Below are 22,214 nucleotides of genomic sequence, written 5' to 3' on the forward strand. Positions count from 1 at the left end.
AGGCTACGCGGTCGGGCTCGTCGCCGGCACCGGTGCCGGCGCCTCGGTCAGCATCGCCGAGGGCACGAGGGTGCGCAGCACGTCCCGCGCCCACTCGAGCAGCTCGTGATCCCGCAGCTCCGTGCCGCCGAAGCGGCTGGTCATCGGACGAGGCACGAGCACCTGACGGATCGCCGGCTTGAGCAGCGTGCCGGGATGGAGGCGCGTCATCCGCATCGCGACGGAGTCGGGAACCTCGAGATGCGCGAAGCGGATCATCTTGCCCTGCGCCTGGACCTCGTCGACGCCCGCGGCGCGCGCGTCGATGCGGAAGCGCGCGACGTCCAGCAGCACCTCGACCGGCTCCGGCGGCGTGCCGTAGCGGTCCGTGAGCTCGGCGCGGACCTGCGCGATCTCCTCCACCGTGCGGACGGCCGAGAGCTTCGCGTAGGCCTCGAGCCGCAGCCGCTCGGAGCCGATGTAGTCGTGCGGGATGTGCGCATCCAGCGGCAGCTCGACGCGGATCTCCTTCTCGGGAGCCGCGGACTCGCCGCGGAAGGCCGCCACGGCCTCGCCCACCATGCGCACGTACAGGTCGAAGCCGACTCCGGCGATGTGCCCGGACTGCTCCCCGCCGAGCAGGTTGCCCGCGCCGCGGATCTCGAGGTCCTTCATCGCCACCTGCATGCCCGCGCCGAGATCGGTGTTGGTGGCGAGCGTGGTGAGGCGGTCGTGGGCCGTCTCGGTGAGCGGCTTCGAGCCGTTGTAGAGGAAATAGGCGTACGCCCGCTCGCTCGAGCGGCCCACGCGGCCGCGCAGCTGATGCAGCTGGGAGAGGCCGAAGCGGTCCGCGTTCTCGACGATGAGCGTGTTGGCGTTGGCGATGTCCAGGCCGGTCTCCACGATCGTGGTGCAGACCAGGACGTCGAACTCCCGCTCCCAGAAGTCGACGATGACCCGCTCGAGCTGCGCCTCGTTCATCTTGCCGTGGGCCACCCGCACCCGGGCATCGGGCACCAGCTCGCGCAGGTGGGCGGCGACGGCGTCGATGTCCTCGACGCGGTTGTGGATGTAGAACACCTGGCCCTCGCGCAGCAGCTCGCGCCGGATCGCGGCGGTAACCTGCTTGTCCTCCTGCACGCCGACATAGGTCAGCACCGGGTGGCGCTCCTCGGGCGGGGTCGCCAGGATCGACATCTCGCGGATGCCCGTGACGGCCATCTCGAGGGTGCGCGGGATCGGGGTCGCGGACATGGCGAGCACGTCGACATCGGTGCGCAGCGCCTTGAGAGTCTCCTTGTGCTCGACGCCGAAGCGCTGCTCCTCGTCGATGATCAGCAGACCCAGGTCCTTGAAGCGCACCGTCCCGGTGAGCAGACGATGGGTCCCGATGACGACGTCGACGGTGCCGTCGGCGATACCCTCGATGGTCGCCTGCGAGTCCGCGGGGCTCTGGAAGCGGGACAGCCCGCGCACGGTGACGGGGAAGCCGGTGTACCGCTCGCTGAACGTGTCGAGGTGCTGCTGGGCGAGGAGGGTGGTCGGCGCGAGGACCGCGACCTGCTTGCCGTCCTGCACGGCCTTGAAGGCGGCGCGCACGGCGATCTCGGTCTTGCCATAGCCGACGTCGCCGAGGATCAGGCGGTCCATCGGGACCGTCTTCTCCATGTCGGCCTTGACGTCGTCGAGGGTCGAGAGCTGGTCCGGGGTCTCCACGAACTCGAAGGCGTCCTCGAGCTCGCGCTGCCACGGCGTGTCGGGCGCGAAAGCGTGCCCGGGGGCGGACTGCCGCGCCGAGTACAGACGGACCAGCTCGTCGGCGATCTCGCGGATCGCCTTGCGGGCCTTCGACTTGGTCTTCGCCCAGTCCGCGCCACCCATGCGGTTGACGCTCGGCTCCTCGCCGCCGACGTACTTGGTGACCTGGTCGAGCTGGTCGGAGGGGACGTACAGCCGATCACCCGGCTGGCCCTTCTTGGACGCCGCGTACTCGATGACGAGGTACTCGCGGGTGGTGCGCTTCGCGCCGGTGCCGACGGTGCGGCTGGTCATCTCGACGAAGCGGCCGACGCCGTGGTGCGCGTGGACGACGTGGTCGCCGGGGCGCAGCTGCAGCGGGTCGACGACGTTGCGGCGCCGCGACGGCATCTTCCGCTCCTCGCCGCGGCGCGCCCCGGACTTGCCGGTGAGGTCGCGCTCGGAGGCGAGGACGAGCTTGAGGTCGGGGACGACGAGCCCCTCGGGGAAGGGGCCGACGGTGACGACAGCCTCGCCCGGGCCGACCGGTCCCTCGAGATCGGGCGCGAACACGGCGGGCAGGCCCTCGGCGCGGAGGTTCTCGGCGACGTGTCGGGCGCCGCCGGGCCCGACCATGGTCGCGAGCACGCTCCAGCCGTCCGCGCGGCGGCGCTCCAGATCCTTCGCGGCGTCGCCCGGCTTGCCGGAGTAGCCGGGGTGGGTGGTGGCGCCCGCGGTGACGTCGACGTCGGTGTCGAGCCCGAAGGCGGCGAGGGTGAACCAGGCCCTCCCCCCGGCCTCGGCGTGCTCGCGCGCCTCGGAGAGCGGGACGAAGCTCGCGGCGCCGACGTCGATCGGCAGCCCCCCGCCCGCGGCGGCGCTGGACCAGGCCGCGGCGAGGAACTCGTCGGTGGTGGCGACCAGCTCGGCGGCGCGGGCGCGGGCCTTCTCGGGATCGAGGACAAGAAGGCGGGCACCGGCGGGGAGCACGTCCGCGACCTGCTCCATGCCGTCGACCAGGACGGGGCTGAGGGACTCCATCCCCTCCGCCGCGATGCCGTCGGCGATGCGCAGCAGCAGGTCGCGGACGCCGGGCAGCTCCTCGGCCATCGCGCGGGCGCGGCCGCGCACGGCGGGGGTCAGCAGGATCTCGCGGCAGGGCGGGGCGTCGAGGCTCTGCGGGGCGGCGTCGAGCGAGCGCTGGTCGGCGACGGAGAAGTAGCGGATCTCGTCGATCTCGTCCCCGAACAGCTCGACGCGCACGGGATGGGGCTCCGTGGGCGGGAAGACGTCGAGGATGCCGCCGCGCACGGCGAACTCGCCGCGCTTCTCGACCATGTCGACGCGCACGTAGGCGGCATCGACGAGCTCCTCGACGAGGCGCTCGAGCGGGCGGTCGTCGCCGATCCGGGCCCGGACCGGCTGCAGGTCGCCCAGACCGGTCGCGATCGGCTGCAGCAGGGTGCGCACCGGCATGAGCAGGACGTGCACGGGCGTCTCGGACTCGGGATGCGCGAGGCGGCGGAGGGTCGCGAGGCGGCGCGCGACGGTGTCGGCGCGGGGCGAGAGCCGCTCGTGCGGGAGCGTCTCCCAGGCCGGCAGCTCGGCGACGTGGTCGGTGCCGACGAGGGCCGCGAGCGCGGCCCTCAGGTCCTCGCCCGCCCGGGTGGTGGGGGTGACGACGACGAGCGGCTGCTCGGCGGTCGCCTGCCGTGCGAGATCAGCGACGACGAAAGGGAAGAGCCCGGTCGCGGCGACGACATCGCCGCCGTCGCCCGAGGCGGAGCCCTCCTCGACAAGGCGGCGGATCGCGGTGAGATCGGCGCCGGCGGCGAGCTGATCGAGCAGCGGGGCGAGCGGCGCGACGCTGTGCGGGGCGGCGGCTTGCGATGCGGCGGTCTGCGGGGTGGTGCTCATCGGCCCTCCGGTGCGTGGAATCGCTGCTGGGCGGCGGTGAGGCCGTTGAGGACGAGCGCCTCGACGGCGTCGGCGGCGTCGGAGACGAGCAGCTCGAGCGACTTCCGCTCGGTGGAGGAGAACGGGGACAGCACGAAGTCCGCGGTGTCCTTCGTGCCCGGCGGGCGGCCCACGCCGACGCGCACCCGCAGGTAGTCCTTCGTACCGAGGGCCTTGGTGATGTCGCGCAGGCCGTTGTGCCCGCCCTCGCCGCCGCCGCGCTTGAGCCGCACGGTGTCGAAGGGGATGTCGACCTCGTCGTGCACGACCACCACCCGCTCGGGCGGGACGTCGTAGTAGGCGGCGAGCGCCTTCACCGGCCCGCCGGAGGTGTTCATGTAGGTCGTGGGCTTGGCGAGGATCACGCGCTCGTCGGCGCCGGGTAGCCCGAGCCGGCCCTCCACGACGACGGCCTGGGCACGCCGCGCTGCCGAGAACCTCGACCCGGTGCTCGCGGCGATGTGATCCAGCACCATCTGGCCGACGTTGTGCCGGGTCGCGGCGTAGCGGTCCCCGGGATTGCCGAGGCCGATCACCAGATACGTGCCCGCGCTGCGGTCGGACGTGCTCACGTGCTCCTCCTGAACATGACGACAGGGGCCTCCGGCGCACCGGGGCCCCCGAGAAACCTACCGGGGCGCCGCGCTCCTGCGCGACGCCCCGGCGGGTCGGTGTGATCCGAGGATCCTCACTCCTGCTCGGAGGACTCCTCGGCGCCGCCCTCGGCCTGCTCGCCCTCGGCGGCCTCTTCGTCCTCGGAGGGCTCCTCCTCGACGCGCGGGATCTGCACCGCGACGACGAGCAGCTCGGCGTCGGTGACCAGCTCGGCGTCGCCCGGCAGGGTGACGTCGCCGGCGAACAGCTGGAGGCCGTCCTCGGCGCCCTCGACGGAGATCTCGATCTGCTCGGGGACGTTCAGCGCGTCCACCGAGAGGGTCAGCGTCTGGGCGTCGACCACGGCGATGGCCGGGGCGACGGGCTCGCCCGTGAGGACGACGGGGATGTCGACCTCGACCTTCTCGCCCTTGCGGACGATGATCAGGTCCAGGTGAGCCAGCGAGCGCTTGAGCGGGTGACGCTGGATCTCCTTGATCAGGGCGAGGTGGGTGGTGCCGTCGGCGAGCGCGAGCTCGAGCAGGGCGTTGGGGTTGCGGGCGGCGAGGGCGGTCTCGTGGCCCGGCAGCGACAGGTGGACGGGGTCCTGGCCGTGGCCGTAGAGGACGGCGGGCACGCGGCCCTCGACGCGGAGACGGCGGGCGGCGCCCTTGCCGAAGTCCTCGCGCAGTTCGACGTTCAGCTTCTCAGCCATGGGATGCTCCTTGGTGGGGTGGGGCTCGGCGATGAGCGACGCCACGGGAGCGGGGGCCCGCTCGGGGCCCGCACTGCCGCACCGCGTCGATCACGGAGCGGGCCGAGCCCGTTCCCTCGCCGAAGTGACGCGGGAAGGCTAGCACGCGGAGGCAGGCTCCTCATCGGCCGGGTGACCTCCCTCGCATCGGAGGATCCCCGAGCGGTCCGTCCCCGGCGCCGCCGCGCCCCTCCGTCACCGTCACCGCCCCCGCAAGGACCAACGTCCCTGCAGGTCAGAGAGGGAAAGTCGTGACCTTGGTCCCCCGCTGCGAGCGCCTCGCGACCCTAACCTGTTCTTGTCAGTCGAACACGACCGGCACGGAACTCGCGACAGCGAAGGAACATCTCTCATGGCCACCGCCGCTCCCTCCTCCCCGACCACCGCCCCCGCCGCTCCCGCGGCCGCCGGCTCCGCCCGCGGGTGGGGCTTCACGGTCCTGGGCGTCGTGCGCATTCTCCTCGGTTTCTACTTCCTCTGGGCCTTCCTCGACAAGCTGTTCGGCCTCGGTTTCTCCACCCCCGCGGAGCGGGCCTGGATCAACGGCGGTTCCCCGACCGCCGGCTTCCTCGGCGGCTCGATCGAGGGCGGCAACCCGTTCGCCGGCTTCTGGCAGTTCTGGCTGAGCCTCAACCCGATCACCAACATCCTGTTCATGGCGGGCCTGCTGGGCATCGGCATCGCTCTGCTCCTCGGCATCGGCATGCGGATCGCGGCCGTCTCCGGCGCCGCCCTCTACGGCCTCATGTACCTCGCCGCCTTCCCCATGACCACCAACCCGATCATCGACGACCATGTCATCCTCGGTGTGCTGATGGTCGCCCTGGCCGGCCTCGGCGCCGGTGAGTACCTGGGCCTGGGGAAGCAGTGGAAGGCCCTCGTCGGACGGAAGGCTCCGTACCTGATCTGAGGCGGCAGGCCTGTGCCGGTCCGGCTGTCCGGCACCGTCTCCCACCCCATGACGAACTCCCCCCCCCGAGAGACACGACGAAGGGGCCGCTCCCCCAGGAGCGGCCCCTTCCTCATGTCCTCCTCGTCCCGGAGACCTCGGCTCCCCGGGGCGGTGCTCAGACCTCGCCGTCGAAGAGCGACGTCACCGAGCCGTCGTCGAAGACCGCGCGGATCGCTCGGGCGAGCAGCGGCGCGATCGAGAGCAGGGTGAGCCGGTCGAACTGCTTCTCGGGCGGCACCGGGAGCGTGTTGGTCGCGACGACCTCGCGGACCTGGCTGTTGCGCAGCCGCTCGGTGGCGGGGTCGGACAGGATCGGGTGCGTGGTCGCGATGACCACCGAGTTCGCGCCGTTGGCGGCCAGAGCATCGGCGGCCTGCACGATGGTGCCCGCCGTGTCGATCATGTCGTCGACGAGGATGCAGGTCTTGCCCTCGACGTCGCCGATCACGCGCTTGGCCACCGCCTGGTTCGGGCGCGTGGTGTCGCGGGTCTTGTGGATGAAGGCGAGGTTCGCGCCGCCGAGTCGCTTGGACCACTGCTCGGCCACGCGGATGCGGCCGGCGTCGGGCGAGACCACGGCGATGTCCTCGTGGCCGTACTTCGCGGAGATGTAGTCCGCGAGGATCGGCAGCGCCATGAGGTGGTCCAGCGGGCGGTTGAAGTAGCCCTGCACCTGCGGTGCGTGCAGGTCCACGGAGATCATGCGGTCCACACCGGCGGTCTCGTAGAGGTCCGCCATGAGGCGGGCCGAGATCGGCTCGCGGCCGCGGTGCTTCTTGTCCTGGCGCGCGTACGGGAAGCTCGGCGCGATCGCGGTGATGCGCTTGGCCGACGCGCGCTTGAGCGCGTCGATCATGATCAGGTGCTCCATCACCCAGGTGTTGATGGGCGCGGGGTGCGACTGCAGCACGAAGACATCGGTGCCGCGCACGGACTCGCCGTAGCGAACGTAGATCTCGCCGTTGGCGAAGTCCCAGGCATCCATGGGGAGGACCTCGACGCCGAGCTCTGCGGCGACCTCCTGGGCGAGGACCGGATGAGCCCTTCCCGAGGCGAGGACCAGGCGCTTCTCCCCCGTCGTGACGATTCCGCTCATCGCTGCTGGTGCTCCTCGTTGTCCTCGACGGCAGGTGCTGCGGTGGCCGCGGGACCGGCCTCGAGGGCGGCACGCGCCGCTGCCTCGGCCGCGGTCCCCGCTCGGCGCCGCAGGGTCCATCCTTCCACGTTCCGCTGCGCGACGGCGTTCACTCCGAGAGCGCCCGGGGGCACGTCCTTGCGGACCGTGGTCCCGGCGCCGGTCGCGGCGCCGTCACCGATCGTCACGGGGGCGACGAGCACGTTGTCGGAGCCGATCCGCACGTGCTTGCCGACGGTCGTGCGGTGCTTGGTGACGCCGTCGTAGTTGGCGAAGATCGTGGCGGCGCCGATGTTGGTGCCCTCGCCGATCTCGGCGTCGCCCACGTAGCTGAGGTGCGGCACCTTCGCGCCGTCCCCGATGCGGGCGTTCTTCGTCTCGACGAAGCCGCCGATCTTGCCCTTCGCCCCGAGCTCGGTGCCGGCACGCAGGTAGGAGAACGGTCCGACGGTGGCGCCCGCGCCGATCTGGGCGAGCAGCGCATGGGAGCGGACCACCTCGGCACCGGCGCCGACCTCGGTGTCGCGCAGGGTCGTGTCGGGACCGATGATCGCGTCCTCGCCGATGTCGGTCGCGCCGTGCAGCTGCACGCCGGGGAGGATGCGGGCGTCCTGGCCGATGGTGACGTCCGCATCGATCCAGGTGGTGGCCGGGTCGATGATCGTCACGCCGGCGCGCATGTGGCGCTCGAGGGTGCGACGGTTCATCTCCGCGCCGAGCTGGGCCAGCTGGACGCGGTCGTTGGCGCCCTCGACCATCATCTCGTCGTCGGTGACCACGGCCCGCACGGAGCGGCCGTCGGATCGGGCGATCTCGAGGACGTCGGTGAGGTACATCTCGCCCTGGGCGTTGTCGGTGCTGACCCGCGAGAGGGCGTCGCGCAGCACGGCGAGGTCGAAGGCGTAGATGCCGGAGTTGATCTCGTCGATCGCCCGCTGGGCCTCGGTGGCGTCCTTGTGCTCGACGATGCCGAGCACCTCGGAGCCGTCGTCGCTGCGCAGGATCCGCCCGTAGCCGGTCGGATCGCCGACGCGGGCGGTGAGGACGGTCACCGCGGCGGAGGCCGCCTCATGGGCGGTGACCAGCTCGCGCAGCGTGGCGGCCTCGAGCAGCGGCACGTCGCCGTAGGTCACGAGCACCGTGCCGGAGTCCGCGGCGACCTTCTCGAGCCCGCACTGGACGGCGCGGCCGGTGCCGGGCACGTCGTCCTGGTCGGCGATCGCCACCTCGGGGGCGTGCTCGGACAGGTGGGCGGCGACCTTCTCCCGCTCGTGCCGGACGACGACGACCAGCTCGGCGGGCCCGGTGCCCTCGGCGGCGATCACGGCGTGGGCCAGCAGCGACCTGCCGCCGATCTCATGGAGGACCTTGGGGGTCCGGGACTTCATGCGGGTCCCGGCACCGGCGGCCAGGACGATCACGGCGGCGGGGGCAGAGGCTTCCACGGGGGCAGCTCCTCGAGGTCGACGGGTCTGGGCTGCGGCACCGCCGGTCGGCGATGGGCGTTCCGCCATCAGGACTCGAACCTGAAACTTCAGAACCAAAATCTGAGGTGTTGCCGATTACACCATGGCGGAGGGCGACGCCACCGCCGCGAAGATCGGTCCTGCTCCGAGGGAGCAGGGCCGGGTCCGGCGGCGCCGTCGGCGCGGCTCGATCCTAGCGCCCGAGGGCCGCCCACCTGCTTCGCCGCCCGCAGCGCCGTGCCCGGCTCGACCGCAGCGCTCGACCCGAGCCGCCCGCCGTGCCACGCCCGAGCTCTGCGCCGCTCTGTGCGAGACTCGCCGCATGGCGGAGAAGGGAGCCCCTCGGGGGCGGTCGACCCGGATGACGGGCCAGGAGCGGCGCGAGCAGCTGGTGTCCGTGGGCCGTCGGCTCTTCGCGGAGAAGGGCTTCGACGTGACCAGCGTCGAGGAGATCGCGGCCCGGGCCAAGGTCTCCAAGCCTATCGTGTACGAGCACTTCGGCGGCAAGGAGGGGCTGTACGCGGTCGTCGTCGACCGCGAGGTCTCGAGCCTGCTGCGGGCTCTCGAGGACTCGCTGCAGGACCAGCGCGCCCATCCGCGACAGCTCATGGAGCGGGCGGCTCTCGCCTTCCTGTCCTACATCGACGAGAACGAGGACGGCTTCCGGATCCTGGTGCGGGACTCCCCGGTCTCGCAGGCCGGAGGGACCTTCTCGGCCCTGCTCACTGACGTCGCCCGGCGGGTCGAGGTGATCCTCTCGACCCAGCTCTCGAGCCACGGTTATCCCGCGAAGGACTCGACCCTCTATGCGCAGATGCTCGTGGGCATGGTGGCGTACACCGGGCAGTGGTGGCTCGAGACGCGTCGTCCCGCCAAGGAGGTCGTCGCCGCACGGATGGTCAACCTGTCCTGGTTCGGCCTCGGAGCGCTGCAGAAGGCCCCGACGCTGCGCCAGGAGTCCGGCCCCCGTCAGTCGGGCTGAGCAGGTTCCGTAGACTCGCCCCCATGCCTGCTCCCACCGACCCCCGCGACGAGGTCGACCGCATCATCGAGGGCTGGCAGCGGGCGCGCACCGAGCTGGACGTCAGCCCCCTCGCCGTGTTCTCGCGCATCTCGCGCCTCTCCCGCTATCTCGAGACGGCGCGCCGTTCGGCCTTCGCCGCCGCGGGCCTCGAGGGCTGGGAGTTCGACATGCTCTCGGCGCTGCGTCGCAGCGGGGACGACGCGCTCTCCCCCAGCGCACTGATGCATCAGACCCTCGTCACGAGCGGGACGATGACCACCCGCATCGACAAGCTCGTCTCCCGCGGACTGGTCTCCAAGAACCGCAGCCCCCGGGACGGCCGTGCGGTCGAGGTGCGGTTGCAGCCCGAGGGCGTCGCCCGCGTCGACACCGCGATGGAGAGCCTGCTCGCCGCGGAGCGCCAGCTCCTGGCCCCGCTGGACGCCCACGCGGAGCGGGACCTCGCGCAGACCCTGCGCGTCCTGCTGCTGACCTTCGAGGTCGAGGACCCTCCCGGCGACTGACCTCCGCCGGGCGGCGTCCTGCGCCCCGCCCCACGACGGACCCGCGCCCGCGATCCGCCCTTCGACATCCTCAGAGGAACCCCCACCGCATGGCCCACCTGCTCGGCACCCAGAACCTCCACGTCGCGCTCCCCGACCGGGTGCTCCTCGACGACGTCACGATCGGGATCGACGAGGGCGACCGGATCGGCGTCGTCGGCCGCAACGGCGACGGCAAATCGACGCTGCTCCGGCTGCTCTCCCGCGCGCAGGAGCCGCACGGCGGGAGGGTCACGGTGCGCGGCGGGGTGCGCGTGGGCGTGCTCAGCCAGCAGGACGAGGCGACGGTCGGGGCGACGGTGCGGGAGCGCGTCGTCGGTGATCGGCCCGAGTACGAGTGGGCGTCGGACGCGCGGATCCGCGACGTCCTCGCGGGGCTGCTCGGCGGGATCGACCTCGACGCGCAGCTCGACGCGCTCTCGGGCGGGCAGCTGCGCCGCGTGCACCTCGCCGAGCTGCTCGTGGGCGACTGGGAGGTGCTGCTGCTGGACGAGCCGACGAACCACCTCGACGTCGAGGGCATCGCGTGGCTCGCCGAGCATCTGCGCCGCCGGTGGAGCCCGAAGGACGGCGGCCTCGTCGTCATCACCCACGACCGCTGGTTCCTCGACGCCGTGTGCACGCGCATGTGGGAGGTGCACGACGGGGTGGTCGACCCGTTCGAGGGCGGATACGCCGCCTACGTGCTCCAGCGCGTCGAGCGCGATCGGCAGGCCGCCGCCATCGAGGCGAAGCGGCAGAACCTGATGCGCAAGGAGCTGGCCTGGCTGCGGCGCGGCGCCCCGGCCCGCACCTCGAAGCCGAAGTTCCGCATCGACGCCGCGAACGAGCTGATCGCCGGCGAGCCGCCCGTGCGCGACGCCGTCGAGCTGACCCAGCTGGCCACCTCGCGCCTGGGCCGCGACGTGATCGACATCGTGGACGTCGACGCCGGCTACGGCGACCGGACCGTGCTGAGCGACGTCACCCTGCACATCGGGCCGGCGGACCGGATCGGCATCCTCGGCCCCAACGGTGCCGGGAAGTCGACGCTGCTGGGGCTCGTGACGGGCTCGGTGTCGCCGCAGGCCGGCCGGGTCAAGCGCGGGAAGACGGTGACCGTCAAGGAGGTCACCCAGCGTCTCGACGGGTTGCAGGAGCACATGCACGAGCGCATCAGCGACCTCGTGGGCCGTTACCGCACGACCTTCCGCGCCGGGAAGGACGAGGTCAGCCCCGGACAGCTGCTCGAGCGGCTCGGCTTCACCTCGGCTCACCAGAAGGTGCAGGTCAAGGAGCTGTCGGGTGGGCAGCAGCGGCGGCTCGATCTGCTGCTGACCCTGCTCGAGGAGCCCAATGTGCTGGTGCTCGACGAGCCGACGAACGACATGGACACCGACATGCTCGCCGCGATGGAGGACCTGCTCGACACCTGGCCGGGGCCGCTGCTCGTCGTCTCCCACGACCGGTACCTGCTCGAGCGGGTCACGGATCTGCAGTTCGCGGTGCTCGACGGGGCGGTGCGGCATCTGCCGGGCGGGGTCGAGCAGTATCTCGCACTGCGCGCGGCGGCGGAGGCGGCCGGAGCGGGGGCCGGGTCAGGGGCCGGAGCTGGGGTCACCGGCTCGTCGGCGAGCGCCCGGTCCGCAGGTGCAGAGTCCACGGCGGCGGCGACGGGCCCGGCCGACGGGAGTTCTGCGGGAGGCGCCCCGGCGCTCTCGGGTGCCGAGGCGCACGCCGCGCGGAAGGAACTCTCCGCGGTGGAGCGACGGATGCAGAAGATCTCCGCGCAGACCGAGACGCTGCACGCGAAGCTCGCCGACCACGACCAGTCCGACTATCAGGGGTTGCAGGGGCTGACCGATCAGCTGCGCGCGCTGGAGCAGGAGAACGAGGAGCTCGAGGAGCGCTGGCTCGAGCTGTCCGAGCAGATCGGCTGACCGCGGGGCCGGACGGGCGGTCCGTCGGGTCTCGCGGAGGCTCAGGCGGCCTCGGACCGGAGGCAGTAGAGATCGACACGGCGAGACGCCGATCCTCGGGAGCCCTGCGGGTGGGACCTCGTGCCGTCCCGGAGCGGGATCACGAGGGCCTCGAGGGCGTGCTGCAGCGTGGGCAGGGGCTGTGACCCGGGGTCTGTCTGGGGCTGCGGGGCGGGTTCATCCCGCCGTCGCTCGTGGTCTGCCGGTTCTCGCCGGACCCGGTTCCGGTAGGTCCCGAGGGGGTCGAGGTCCACGGCTCCGCGCTCTGCGACCTGCCCGTAGCGGCTGATCCAGCGGACGCCGCGGCGCACGCTCGTCTCGTCCTCGATGACGCGGGCACGCACCCCGGCGCTCTCCTTGGCGTTGTCCGCGGCGCACAGTCCGTTGCCGTTGGCGAGGGAGGTCTCCCCACCCTCGGACCAGGGGACGATGTGGTCCATCTGCCGGATGTCGGCATCGCAGTGCGGGGCGCGGCAACTCTGGTGGGCATAGGTGAGGAAGCGGCGCAGCGCGGGCGGGAAGGCACGGGAGCGGGACTCGACCGCGACCAGCTGACCGTCCTCCGGATCGGTGTACAGGCGGCGCAGCGTGTGCGCGAGCTCGGGATCCGCGGATTCGGCGTCCCTGGCGGTGCGGCGCATCTCCTCGCGCACGTGCTCGAGGGGCACGGCCCCGAAGCCCTCGAGGATCGCGGCGTCGGCATGCTCCGGCGCGAGGAGGGAGCGGTCGGTGATGATGATCCCGAGCTCGAGAGTCGCGGGGTCGACGCCGTCGCCGCGGCCGACGAGGGCGTCCGCGAAGAGGTCGGCCATGATCTGCTGGTGCCCGCGTCGGTCGCCGCCGGCACGCGCGGCCTCCGCCGCGACGGAGAGACCCTTGCGGATCCTGGCGCCGTCCGCCGCGGGGATCAGCGCGGAGACCTTCGCCATCCCGTGCGGGGCGCGACGGATCCGCACGTGCCGCTCTCGGCGGGCCCGATGATGCCGGGGCGCGGCTCCCGCGGTATCGAGGCTGTGGAGCACCTTCTCGGCGAGGTCCGACCACTCCCGGGGGCCACAGTCCTGGTGCTCCTCCAGCCGGGAGGTGAGGATCTCGTCGACCTGCCGACGGATCTCCGGCTCGACCGGGCCGAGCACGACGCCGACCTGATGCACCGCCTCGGGGGACAGAGTGCCCTCCGCGAGGCTCCGCAGCAGACCGGGCAGCGAGAGCACGAGCCGGCGGCAGGTGGCGAGGCTGCGACCGGCCACCGCGCGGGAGGAGCGCAGGGCGAAGGACGCCTCGGTGCGGGCGATGTCGACGGCGCGGCGCGGGCTCTCGCCGCGCTCGGCGCAGTCCTCGCGCACGGCCTCCTCGAGACGGATGAGGGCGCGGGCGCGGATCGCCTCGAGCGCGCCGTCGATCCGAGTGAGCTCGGCGAGCAGGGCGATGGACTCCGGCGCGGTGAGGGCGTCGAGCGTCTCGGAACCCTCGGCGCCGATCCGGGCGAGAGCGTCGCGAGCAGCAGAGAGGTCGACCTCGGCGAGGCGGATGTGCTGGTCCTCCAGCACCGCCCCACCGGCGACCCTGCTCGCGCCGTCCCCCGAAGATGTCATGCCTCCAGTCTCGTACACCCTTTCGAATAGAGCAAGGGGAATCGCCTATCTACTGGGCAGTAGTTTCCTTTTGTGGATAACTACCCACTGGGGAGGAACGATTCTTACTGGCCCCCATTCTTCACCCGTGGGCCCGCACGCCGCACGCTGCACGATTGGCCCGCTCGAGCGCGACGCGCGGCGTGAGAAGAGGGATTTCTCGGGTGCAGGAACGACGAAGCAGGCGGCGCGTCCCTGATATGCAGGAGAATTCTTCCATCGGACGCGCAGGTGATAGCGCGTGGCACACGGCGGGAGGCCCGCCGGAAGACGGACGGGGGCCCACTGGAAGACGACAGAGAGGCCCGCCGGGAGACGAGCGGGAGCCCCTCAGCTCTCCTCGAGCACCCGTGCCCCCGGGGCGTTGCCCTCCGCGATCAGGCAGCTCTCGACGAGCCCCGCCGACTGCAGGGCGGCCGCTACGCCCCGCGCCTGGGCCTCGTCGGCGACCAGCACGGCGATCGTCGGCCCCGAGCCGCTGACCAGCGCACCCAGGGCGCCCTCGCGCAGCGCGGCGGCGAGGACCGGCTCGAGCCCGGGATGGAGGGCGAGAGCGGCGTCCTGGAGATCGTTGTGGAGCGTGCGTCCGAGCAGCTCGAGGTCTCCGCTCGCGAGGGCCTCGAGTTGGCGCGGGTCGATCCGTGGCGCGGGGGCGAGCGTTCGTCCGCGGGCGGCGGCGATCTCGTCGTGCCGGCGGTAGACCTCGGGGGTCGACAGGTGTCCGCCCGGCACGGCGAGCAGCCAGGTGGGGTGCATCGCCGTGAGCACCGAGGAGAGGTCTCCCCCGTTGCCGCGGCCGAGCGCGGTGCGTCCGCGGAGTGCGAAGGGCACGTCGGCCCCCAGCCGCGCCGCGTGGGCGCGCAGCTGCGCCTCGCTCAGCCCCAAGCCCCAGAGTCGGTCGAGGGCCACGAGGGTCGCGGCGGCGTCGGCCGATCCGCCGCCCATCCCGCCTGCGACCGGGACCTCCTTGCGGATGTGCAGCTCCGCGCCGGCGCTCACGTCGTGCTCGGCGCGGAGCTGCTCGGCGGCGCGCAGGGCGAGGTTGCGGCCGTCGAGCGGGATCTCCCCGGGCACGGCCGAGTCGACCGTGAGAGAGAGTTCGTCGGCCGGGACGGCGGTGACGGTCTCGGCCAGGTCGACGGCGTGGAAGAGCGTCTCGAGCACGTGATAGCCCCGCGCGTCCACGGCGCCGACCGCGAGCGAGAGGTTGATCTTGCCCGGTGCCCGCACGACGACCCGCCGCGGGAGGCCCACACCGGCGCCCGAGCCCGCACCGGCCCCCGATCCCGCACCCGTCCCCTGGTCCGCACCCGACGCCGGGACCCCGCTCATGCGGGCACCTCGTCGGCGGCGCGGGCGATGGCCTGGAACTGCGCGATCTCGAGGGTCTCGCCGCGGGCCGACGGGTCCACGCCGGCCGCGCGCAGCACTGCCTCGGCACGGGGTGCGGAACCGGCCCATCCGGCCAGAGCCGCCCGCAGGGTCTTGCGCCGCTGCGCGAAGGCTGCGTCGACCACGGCGAACACCCGGGCGCGTTCCGCGTCGTCCCCGAGCGGGGTCTCGTGGCGGACCAGCTCGACGAGGGCCGAGTCGACGTTGGGCACGGGCCAGAAGATCTGCCGGGAGATCCGACCGGCATGCTCGGTGCGGCCGTACCAGGCGGCCTTCACGCTCGGGGCGCCGTAGGTGCGCGAGCCAGGGCCGGCGGCGAGGCGGTCCACCACCTCGGACTGCACCATCACGAGCGCCGTGCGGATCGAGGGGAACCGCTCGAGCACGGTGAGCAGGATCGGGGTCGCGACGTTGTAGGGCAGGTTCGCGACGAGCGCCGTGGGCTCGCCCGCACGGGGCAGCGACGGCAGCTCGGTCACCTGCAGCGCATCGGCATGCACGAGTCGGAAGCGGTCCTCCGCGACACCGCGGGCCCGCAGGGTGAGCGGCAGCAGCTCGGCGAGTCCGCGGTCCAGCTCGACGGCGACCACGTCGGCTCCCGCCTCGAGCAGGCCGAGGGTGAGGGAGCCGAGGCCCGGACCGACCTCGAGCACGGACCGGCCCGGCTCGAGGCGCGCCCGGCCGACGATCGTGCGCACGGTGTTCGGGTCCATCACGAAGTTCTGGCCCCGCTGCTTCGAGGGCCGGATGCCCGCGGCCTCGGCCAGCTCCCGGATGTCCCGGTGGGTGAGCAGCAGGCCCGCGTTCTCGCGCTCGGCACCCGCCGCGCTCGCGGCGCCGGCCCCTGCGTCCCGGCTCATGCCGCCGCCGTCCACAGCGCGCCGTAGACCGATTCCGTCGTGGCCCGCACCCGTCGGCACGCCTCGGTCAGCTCGGTCCCCGTGACCTCGGCGATCGTGGCCATCGTCAGCGGGATGAGGTACGAGGAGTTCGGGCGGCCGCGGTAGGGCACCGGGGTGAGGAAGGGGGCGTCGGTCTCGACCATCACCCGGTCGAGCCCGACCTCGGCGAGCGCCTCCCGCAGCGGGACGGAGTTCTTGAAGGTCACGGTGCCGGCGAAGGACAGGTACCAGCCGCGGTCGGCGCAGGCGCGCGCGAACTCGGCGTCACCGGAGAAGCAGTGGAAAACCGTGCGCTCGGGAGCGCCGTCGGCCTCGAGGATCTCGAGCACGTCGCGGTGCGCATCGCGGTCGTGGATCTGCAGCGGGAGATCGAGCTCCTTGGCGAGCGCGATGTGGGCGCGGAAGGCGTCGATCTGGGCGGCGCGGGCGCGTTCGTCCTTCCGCGAGGTGCGGAACCAGTCCAGGCCCGTCTCCCCCACCACGACCATCCGCGGTCCGCGGAGGAGCTCGGCGACCTCGGCGAGCGCGGTGTCGAGGTCGACGAGCGGGCGGCCGTCATGGTCGGTGCCGCGGGCGTGGAGCGCCGCCTCGTTGGGGTGGATCGCGACGCCGCCGACGAGGCTCGGGGGGCAGGCGGGATCGGCGAGCAGTGCGGCCGTCCAGCGCACCGCCTCGAGGTCGGAGCCGATCGTGATCTGGCCGTCGATACCGGCTCGAGCCGCCCGGCGGACGTGCTCGCCGACCGTGAGGTGCTGCTCGCCGTCGGCGAAGTCGAGATGGCAGTGGTTGTCGATCACCGGGAACGGCAGCGGCTCGGGCTCCGGCGGCCAGGAGCGATCCCGGGAGGAGCTTCGCGGGTCGATGTCCTCACGGCGGCGCACCGGCTCGGGGGCGGCGGACGCGACGGTCGGCGCTGCGCTGGTCGACGCGGTCTCGGTCTCGTTCGGGGACGGCATGCGACCATCGTAGGAGCCGGGCCGTCGTCGTCCGCCGGGTTCCCCGCGACCGCGCGCCGCGGTGGGATAGCTCACGGGCAGCGGAGGGAGCGCGAGCGCGCGTCCTGTGGCAAGATGGGGCGTCGTTGCGCGTCCCTTTCGTGCACCCGAGCGCCCCGATTCCGCTGGAGTGGGTTCGGGTCGCTGCTCGGGCGGGATGCCGACGCCCGACCATCCTCCGGACCGTCAAGGAGCGTTCCCATGGCAGTGCCCAAGTTCAAGATGTCCCGCGCTCGTACGCGGTCCCGCCGCGCGCAGTGGAAGGCCGACAACGCCGGCCTCGTGCAGGTCACCGTGCGTGGCCGCACCGCCAATGTGCCCCGTCGCCTCGCCAAGGCCTACCAGCGCGGTCTCCTCCAGATCGAGGACTGATCCCGCGCGGGCCCGGCCCCGCAGCTGTCACGACGCCCCCGTCACCCTCCGTGGTGACGGGGGCGTCGTCGTCCTCGTGACGTCCAGCGTGACGATCAGCCCCTCCGCTGCAGGGCGAGGTCGTAGAGCGCGCTCGCGGTGACCCCGCTGCGACCTCGGGCGACCTCCTTCGCGGCGTCCTTGAGGCGCTCCCCCGCCGCGGCCCGGGCCAGCACCGCCTCCACGAGGTCCTCGGCGCTCGCCGTCGTCGGCTCGGCCCCCGCCACCACGATCACGATCTCCCCGAGCACCTCCGTGCCCTCGGCCCAGGCGGTGAGCTCCCCGAGGGTCCCGCGCAGCACCTCCTCGTGGGTCTTCGTCAGTTCCCGAGCCACCGCGGCCAGACGCTCGGCGCCGAAGGCGGCGGCCATCGACGCGAGGGTCGCGGCGGTGCGGCGTGGCGACTCGAAGAAGATCAGCGTGCGCTCCTCCCCCGCGAGCGGCTCGAAGGCGGCGGCGCGCCGACCGTCCCGACGCGGCGGGAACCCTTCGAAGGCGAAGCGGTCCGGGGCGATCCCGGAGGCGGCGAGGGCGGTGAGCACGGCCGACGGGCCCGGCAGCACGGTGACGGGGTGTCCGGCCTCTGTCGCGGCGCGCACCGCGCGGAAGCCCGGGTCCGAGACCACCGGCATCCCGGCATCGGTCACGATCAGCACCCGCTGCCCGGCCGCGAGGGCCTCGAGCAGCAGCGGCGTGCGCTCCGCCTCGTTGTGCTCGTGGTACGAGAGGACCCGCCCGGCGGCCTCGACCTCGAGATCGGTGAGCAGGCGATGGAGGCGCCGGGTGTCCTCGGCGGCGATGAGGTCCGCCGAGCCGAGCGCCCGCACCAGGCGCACCGAGGCGTCGAGCGGATTCCCGATGGGGGTCGCGGCGAGCGTGAGGACTCCGGGCTCCAACATCCCGCCATGCTATCGAGGCAGGGCCATGACCTAGCATGTGCGCGTGCACACGCAGGAGGAGCAGGTCCCGACGCATCGCGCCGAGATCGGCGACGAGCCCGAAGCCCTCCTCGCCTCCTGGCGACGTCGACTGCACGTCGATCACCGCCCCGCCGGGCGTCTCGCCTGGGCGGCGGCGATGGCGATCTTCGGGCTCGCGCTCGTGCTCCGCCTCTGGGGCCTCGGCGGCATCGGTGAGCTGATCTTCGACGAGACCTACTACGTCAAGGACGGCTACGCCCTCACCCAGGAGGGCGTCGAGATGGACTGGCCGGAGGAGCCCGACGCCGCCTTCGAGGCCGGGGACGTCGACACGTACCTCGAGGGCGATCCCGCCTACGTGGTCCATCCCCCGCTCGGGAAGTGGCTGATCGGCGCCGGGATGATGCTGCTCGGAGCGGACAGCCCCTGGGGGTGGCGGATCTCGACCGCCCTCGCCGGCTCCCTCGCCGTGCTGATGGTGACCCTCATCGGTCGGCGACTGTTCCGCTCCACCGCCGTCGGTCTCCTCGCGGGCCTGCTCATGGCAGTCGACGGGATGGCGATCGTGCATGCCCGCACGAGCCTGCTCGACAACTTCGTGATGGTGTTCGCGCTCGCGGCCTTCGGCGCGCTGCTGATCGATCGCGACCGGTTCCGCGCGCGCCTCGCCATGACCATGGCCCGGATCCAGACCTCCGCCGAGGCGGAGCCGCCGCTCGGCGTCCCGGGCGGTCTGCGGCCCTGGCGACTGCTCGCCGGAGTGCTGCTGGGGATGGCCTGCTCGGTGAAGTGGTCCGGGCTGTGGTTCGTGGCCGTCTTCGGGATCATGACCGTGCTGTGGGACTGGTGGGCGCGGCGCACGGTCGCCCGGCGCAGGTGGTTCCTCTCCGGGCTGCTGCGCGATGCGATCCCCGCCTTCTTCGCCACGGTGGGGACGGCGCTGGTCGTCTACGTCGCGAGCTGGTCCGGCTGGTTCGCCTCCGCGATCGGCTACCACCGCCAGGTCGCCGCCGAGCAGGGCGTCGCGACCGGCACCCCGATCGTCGACGCGCTGCACTCGCTGTGGATCTACCACCGGCAGGCCTACGAGTTCCACGTCGGCCTCGACTCGGAGCATCCCTACGAGGCCAGCCCGCTGGGCTGGCTGATCATGCTCCGCCCCACCAACTTCTACTACCGCTCCTACGACTACGGCGAGCAGGGCTGCGAGGTCGCCCGCTGCGCCGCCCAGATCCTGAACGTCGGCAACCCGCTGATCTGGTGGCTGGGTGCCCTGGCCGTCGTGGTGACACTGGTGCTCGCGGTCTGGTTCCGCGACGGACGCGCCTGGGCCGCGCTCTCCGGCATCGCCGCCGGCTACCTGCCGTGGCTGATGTACCTCGACCGGACCATCTTCACCTTCTACGCGATCGCCTTCACCCCCTGGGTGATGCTGTGCCTCGCCTACGTGCTGGGCCTGGTGCTGGGAGGGGAGGACGCGGACCGTGAGCGCCGGCTCGCGGGCGGTCTCTTCGTCGGCTCCCTGATGGTGCTGATCGTGCTGGTCTCGGCCTTCTTCTGGCCCCTGTGGACCGGCCAGGTGATCGACGCCGAGCAGTGGCACTACCGCATTTGGCTGCCCAGCTGGAGCTGACGGCAAACCACGGTCAGCAGGCGCGTCGGAGCACCTGACGCCCGTACGATGTGCGCATGGCTCTGGACTCCGCAGCACTGCGCGATCTCGCCCGCGACCTGGGCGTCGGCACCGACTACTGGGGCTGGGACGGGATCCGGCGCGACGTCGCCGACGACACCCTCCACGCCGTCCTCTCGGCCCTCGGCGTGCACGCCGAGTCCGATGCCGACGTGGCGCGATATCGCGAGGAGCGGGAGTCCGAGCGCTGGCGGCGCACCCTGCCGGCCGTGACGGTGCTGCGCGAGGACCGGGAGACGAGCATCCCGGTGCACGTCCCGCACGGAACGGCCGTGGGGGTCCATCTCGAGCTCGAGGACGGCTCGCGCCGGGACCTCGTCCAGGTCGAGGACTTCACCCCTCCCGTCGATCTCGACGGGGCCCTGCGCGGTCGGGCGCGCTTCGCGCTGCCGGCGGGTCTGCCGCTCGGCTGGCACCGACTGGTCGCCGAGGCCGCCGACGGCCGCCACGAGGCCGACGTGGTCATCGTGCCCGCGCGGCTCACCGTGCACGAGGCGTTCCGCGCCCGCCGGGCCGTCGGCGTGCAGGCGCAGCTGTACTCGGTGCGCTCGGAGCGCTCCTGGGGGATCGGCGATCTCGCCGACCTGCGGGATCTCGCCGCGATCCTCGGGGCCCGTCACGGTGCGGACTTCCTGCTGATCAACCCCCTGCACGCCTCGTATCCGACGCCTCCGGTCGAGCCCTCCCCGTACCTCCCGGTCACCCGCCGCTTCCCGAGCCCGCTCATGCTGCGCATCGAGGACATCGCCGAGTACCGCGACCTGCCCGCCCACGCCCGTCAACGGATCGACCTGCTGCACGCCGAGGTCGCTCCGCTGAATTCAGCCGTCGAGTCGTTGGATCGCGACCGGCCGCTCGCCGCGAAGCTGCTCGCCCTCGAGGAGCTCTTCGCCGCCGGCCTCTCCCCCGCCCGCAGCGCGCTGTTCGAGGCGTTCCGCGCCCGAGAGGGGCAGGGGCTCGAGGACTTCGCCGTGTGGTCGGCCCTCGCCGAGGAGGCCCGGACGGCGCCCGGGGCGGATCCGGCGTCGGCCGCGGAACGACTGCGCGCGCTCACCGAGGCGGATCGCGAGCGGGCCCGCACGGAGCTCGCAGGCCGCGTCGACTTCCACGTGTGGGTGCAGTGGCTGCTGGACCAGCAGCTCGCGGCCGCCCAGACGGCGGCGCGCGAGGCCGGGATGCGGATCGGGATCATGCACGATCTCGCGGTCGGCGTCGAGCAGGTCGGGGCGGACTCCTGGAACCTCGGCGACGTCCTGGCCCGCGGCGCGACCGTCGGCGCCCCGGCCGACCAGTACAACCAGCAGGGTCAGAACTGGAGCCAGCCGCCGTGGCACCCGCAGCGCCTCGCCGAGGCGTCCTACCGGCCCTGGCGGGACATGCTGCGCACCCTGATGCGCCATGCCGGGGCGCTGCGCATCGACCACGTGCTGGGGCTGTTCCGGTTGTGGTGGATCCCCGCGGGGCATCAGGCCTCCGACGGCGCGTACGTCTCCTACGACCACGAGGCGATGATCGGGATCCTCGCCCTCGAGGCGCAGCGCTCGGGCACCCTGGTGATCGGCGAGGACCTCGGCACCTTCGAGCCCTGGGTGCGCGACTGCCTCGTGGATCGCGGGATCCTCGGGACCTCGATCCTGTGGTTCGAGCACGACGGCGAGGGGCGGCCGCTGCGTCCCGAGGACTATCGCGCCCTGTGCATGGCCTCGGTGAACACCCATGACCTCCCGCCGACCGCGGGCTATCTGGCGGGCGACCACGTCGCCCTGCGCCACGAGCTGGGGCTGCTCGAGCGGGGCCTCGACGAGGAGCGGGCGACCGATGCCGCCCAGCGCGAACAGGTGCTCGACCTGCTGCGCGCCGAGCAGCTGCTGCCCGCGCTGCCCACCGACGAGCTCGAGCTCGAGCAGATCGTGGTCGCGCTGCACCGGCATCTGGCCCGCACCCCCGCGATGTTGCTCGGGGTCTCGCTCGTGGACTGCGTGGGCGAGCGGCGGATCCAGAACCAGCCCGGCACGGACGAGGAATACCCGAACTGGCGCATCCCGCTCGCCGATCCGGACTTGCGCCCGATCGGCGTGGATCAGATCGCGTCCGACGCCCGCACCGCTCGCCTGCTCGCCGCCGTGCGGGCCGAGCTGGGCTGAAGGGCGCGGGGTCGAGTCAGGCTGAG

The 22,214-nt window shown here is 72.6% G+C and carries 17 protein-coding genes and 1 tRNA gene; 7 read left to right on the top strand and 11 right to left on the bottom strand.

Going from position 1 to position 22,214, the window contains the following annotated elements:
- Positions 1 to 3 precede the first annotated feature (3 nt).
- The 3 genes from mfd to V1258_RS11580 all read right to left on the bottom strand — a co-directional run bounded on the left by mfd (position 4) and on the right by V1258_RS11580 (position 4,981).
- Positions 4 to 3,633, bottom strand: a complete 3,630-nt coding sequence (gene mfd, locus V1258_RS11570) for a transcription-repair coupling factor (RefSeq protein WP_329749827.1) — start codon at positions 3,631 to 3,633, stop codon at positions 4 to 6.
- The gene (gene pth, locus V1258_RS11575) at positions 3,630 to 4,244 is read right to left on the bottom strand and encodes an aminoacyl-tRNA hydrolase (RefSeq protein WP_329749828.1); all 615 of its coding nucleotides are present in this window, start codon (positions 4,242 to 4,244) and stop codon (positions 3,630 to 3,632) included. Before pth ends, mfd begins: the two co-directional genes overlap by 4 nt.
- A gap of 116 nt (positions 4,245 to 4,360) precedes the next feature.
- Positions 4,361 to 4,981 (bottom strand): 50S ribosomal protein L25/general stress protein Ctc, encoded by a 621-nt coding sequence (locus V1258_RS11580; protein WP_329749829.1) that lies wholly within the window; start codon positions 4,979 to 4,981, stop codon positions 4,361 to 4,363.
- Between the two features lie 391 nt (positions 4,982 to 5,372).
- Here V1258_RS11580 and V1258_RS11585 point away from each other — a divergent pair, with 391 nt between their 5' ends.
- A complete protein-coding gene (locus V1258_RS11585; RefSeq protein ID WP_329749830.1) occupies positions 5,373 to 5,930 on the top strand; it encodes a hypothetical protein in 558 nt (185 codons plus the stop codon).
- A gap of 157 nt (positions 5,931 to 6,087) precedes the next feature.
- Here the strand turns inward: V1258_RS11585 and V1258_RS11590 are convergent, their stop codons facing one another.
- From V1258_RS11590 to V1258_RS11600, 3 genes are all read right to left on the bottom strand, one after another.
- Entirely contained in the window at positions 6,088 to 7,068 is a 981-nt protein-coding gene (locus tag V1258_RS11590) for a ribose-phosphate diphosphokinase (RefSeq protein WP_329745051.1), read from the bottom strand.
- The gene (gene glmU / locus V1258_RS11595) at positions 7,065 to 8,552 is read right to left on the bottom strand and encodes a bifunctional UDP-N-acetylglucosamine diphosphorylase/glucosamine-1-phosphate N-acetyltransferase GlmU (RefSeq protein ID WP_329749831.1); all 1,488 of its coding nucleotides are present in this window, start codon (positions 8,550 to 8,552) and stop codon (positions 7,065 to 7,067) included. The genes V1258_RS11590 and glmU overlap by 4 nt, the downstream gene beginning before the upstream one ends.
- A gap of 60 nt (positions 8,553 to 8,612) precedes the next feature.
- Positions 8,613 to 8,684: transfer RNA gene (locus tag V1258_RS11600), tRNA-Gln, on the bottom strand.
- Positions 8,685 to 8,895: 211 nt separating this feature from the next.
- Here V1258_RS11600 and V1258_RS11605 point away from each other — a divergent pair.
- The 3 genes from V1258_RS11605 to V1258_RS11615 all read left to right on the top strand — a co-directional run bounded on the left by V1258_RS11605 (position 8,896) and on the right by V1258_RS11615 (position 12,058).
- The gene (locus tag V1258_RS11605) at positions 8,896 to 9,555 is read left to right on the top strand and encodes a TetR/AcrR family transcriptional regulator (protein ID WP_329745049.1); all 660 of its coding nucleotides are present in this window, start codon (positions 8,896 to 8,898) and stop codon (positions 9,553 to 9,555) included.
- A gap of 23 nt (positions 9,556 to 9,578) precedes the next feature.
- On the top strand, positions 9,579 to 10,100 hold the full coding sequence (locus tag V1258_RS11610; RefSeq protein WP_329749832.1) for a MarR family winged helix-turn-helix transcriptional regulator: 522 nt from the start codon (positions 9,579 to 9,581) through the stop codon (positions 10,098 to 10,100).
- Between the two features lie 89 nt (positions 10,101 to 10,189).
- Positions 10,190 to 12,058: an ABC-F family ATP-binding cassette domain-containing protein gene (locus V1258_RS11615; protein ID WP_329749833.1), complete on the top strand. Its 1,869-nt coding sequence runs from the start codon at positions 10,190 to 10,192 to the stop codon at positions 12,056 to 12,058.
- A 41-nt stretch (positions 12,059 to 12,099) separates the two neighbouring features.
- Here the strand turns inward: V1258_RS11615 and V1258_RS11620 are convergent, their stop codons facing one another.
- The 4 genes from V1258_RS11620 to V1258_RS11635 form a co-directional block, all read right to left on the bottom strand.
- A complete protein-coding gene (locus tag V1258_RS11620; RefSeq protein WP_329749834.1) occupies positions 12,100 to 13,692 on the bottom strand; it encodes an HNH endonuclease signature motif containing protein in 1,593 nt (530 codons plus the stop codon).
- A 369-nt stretch (positions 13,693 to 14,061) separates the two neighbouring features.
- The gene (locus V1258_RS11625) at positions 14,062 to 15,063 is read right to left on the bottom strand and encodes a 4-(cytidine 5'-diphospho)-2-C-methyl-D-erythritol kinase (protein WP_329749835.1); all 1,002 of its coding nucleotides are present in this window, start codon (positions 15,061 to 15,063) and stop codon (positions 14,062 to 14,064) included.
- A complete protein-coding gene (gene rsmA / locus V1258_RS11630) occupies positions 15,060 to 15,983 on the bottom strand; it encodes a 16S rRNA (adenine(1518)-N(6)/adenine(1519)-N(6))-dimethyltransferase RsmA (protein ID WP_329749836.1) in 924 nt (307 codons plus the stop codon). Before rsmA ends, V1258_RS11625 begins: the two co-directional genes overlap by 4 nt.
- Positions 15,980 to 16,981 carry a TatD family hydrolase gene (locus V1258_RS11635; RefSeq protein ID WP_329749837.1) on the bottom strand — a complete coding sequence of 334 codons (1,002 nt, stop codon included), beginning with the start codon at positions 16,979 to 16,981 and terminating at the stop codon, positions 15,980 to 15,982. The genes rsmA and V1258_RS11635 overlap by 4 nt, the downstream gene beginning before the upstream one ends.
- Before the next feature lie 240 nt (positions 16,982 to 17,221).
- On the opposite strand from V1258_RS11635, the gene rpmF reads away from it, so the two are divergent.
- Positions 17,222 to 17,392 (top strand): 50S ribosomal protein L32, encoded by a 171-nt coding sequence (gene rpmF, locus V1258_RS11640; protein ID WP_329745042.1) that lies wholly within the window; start codon positions 17,222 to 17,224, stop codon positions 17,390 to 17,392.
- A gap of 95 nt (positions 17,393 to 17,487) precedes the next feature.
- Here rpmF and rsmI read toward each other — a convergent pair whose 3' ends face one another.
- Positions 17,488 to 18,330: a 16S rRNA (cytidine(1402)-2'-O)-methyltransferase gene (gene rsmI, locus V1258_RS11645; RefSeq protein ID WP_329749838.1), complete on the bottom strand. Its 843-nt coding sequence runs from the start codon at positions 18,328 to 18,330 to the stop codon at positions 17,488 to 17,490.
- A gap of 43 nt (positions 18,331 to 18,373) precedes the next feature.
- Between rsmI and V1258_RS11650 the strand changes: the two genes are divergently transcribed.
- A complete protein-coding gene (locus V1258_RS11650) occupies positions 18,374 to 19,984 on the top strand; it encodes a dolichyl-phosphate-mannose--protein mannosyltransferase (protein ID WP_329749839.1) in 1,611 nt (536 codons plus the stop codon).
- A gap of 56 nt (positions 19,985 to 20,040) precedes the next feature.
- Positions 20,041 to 22,188, top strand: a complete 2,148-nt coding sequence (gene malQ, locus V1258_RS11655; protein ID WP_329749840.1) for a 4-alpha-glucanotransferase — start codon at positions 20,041 to 20,043, stop codon at positions 22,186 to 22,188.
- The last annotated feature ends 26 nt before the right edge of the window (positions 22,189 to 22,214 follow it).

The sequence above is a fragment of the Brachybacterium sp. J153 genome, assembly GCF_036311905.1.
Lineage (GTDB): Bacteria > Actinomycetota > Actinomycetes > Actinomycetales > Dermabacteraceae > Brachybacterium.

Coding starts and splice junctions, on each gene's coding strand:
- mfd (WP_329749827.1), bottom strand. CDS start 3,633: ATGAGCACCACCCCGCAGACCGCCGCATCGCAAGCCGCCGCCCCGCAC.
- V1258_RS11580 (WP_329749829.1), bottom strand. CDS start 4,981: ATGGCTGAGAAGCTGAACGTCGAACTGCGCGAGGACTTCGGCAAGGGC.
- V1258_RS11585 (WP_329749830.1), top strand. CDS start 5,373: ATGGCCACCGCCGCTCCCTCCTCCCCGACCACCGCCCCCGCCGCTCCC.
- V1258_RS11590 (WP_329745051.1), bottom strand. CDS start 7,068: ATGAGCGGAATCGTCACGACGGGGGAGAAGCGCCTGGTCCTCGCCTCG.
- V1258_RS11605 (WP_329745049.1), top strand. CDS start 8,896: ATGGCGGAGAAGGGAGCCCCTCGGGGGCGGTCGACCCGGATGACGGGC.
- V1258_RS11610 (WP_329749832.1), top strand. CDS start 9,579: ATGCCTGCTCCCACCGACCCCCGCGACGAGGTCGACCGCATCATCGAG.
- V1258_RS11615 (WP_329749833.1), top strand. CDS start 10,190: ATGGCCCACCTGCTCGGCACCCAGAACCTCCACGTCGCGCTCCCCGAC.
- V1258_RS11620 (WP_329749834.1), bottom strand. CDS start 13,692: ATGACATCTTCGGGGGACGGCGCGAGCAGGGTCGCCGGTGGGGCGGTG.
- V1258_RS11625 (WP_329749835.1), bottom strand. CDS start 15,063: ATGAGCGGGGTCCCGGCGTCGGGTGCGGACCAGGGGACGGGTGCGGGA.
- rsmA (WP_329749836.1), bottom strand. CDS start 15,983: ATGAGCCGGGACGCAGGGGCCGGCGCCGCGAGCGCGGCGGGTGCCGAG.
- V1258_RS11635 (WP_329749837.1), bottom strand. CDS start 16,981: ATGCCGTCCCCGAACGAGACCGAGACCGCGTCGACCAGCGCAGCGCCG.
- rpmF (WP_329745042.1), top strand. CDS start 17,222: ATGGCAGTGCCCAAGTTCAAGATGTCCCGCGCTCGTACGCGGTCCCGC.
- rsmI (WP_329749838.1), bottom strand. CDS start 18,330: ATGTTGGAGCCCGGAGTCCTCACGCTCGCCGCGACCCCCATCGGGAAT.
- malQ (WP_329749840.1), top strand. CDS start 20,041: ATGGCTCTGGACTCCGCAGCACTGCGCGATCTCGCCCGCGACCTGGGC.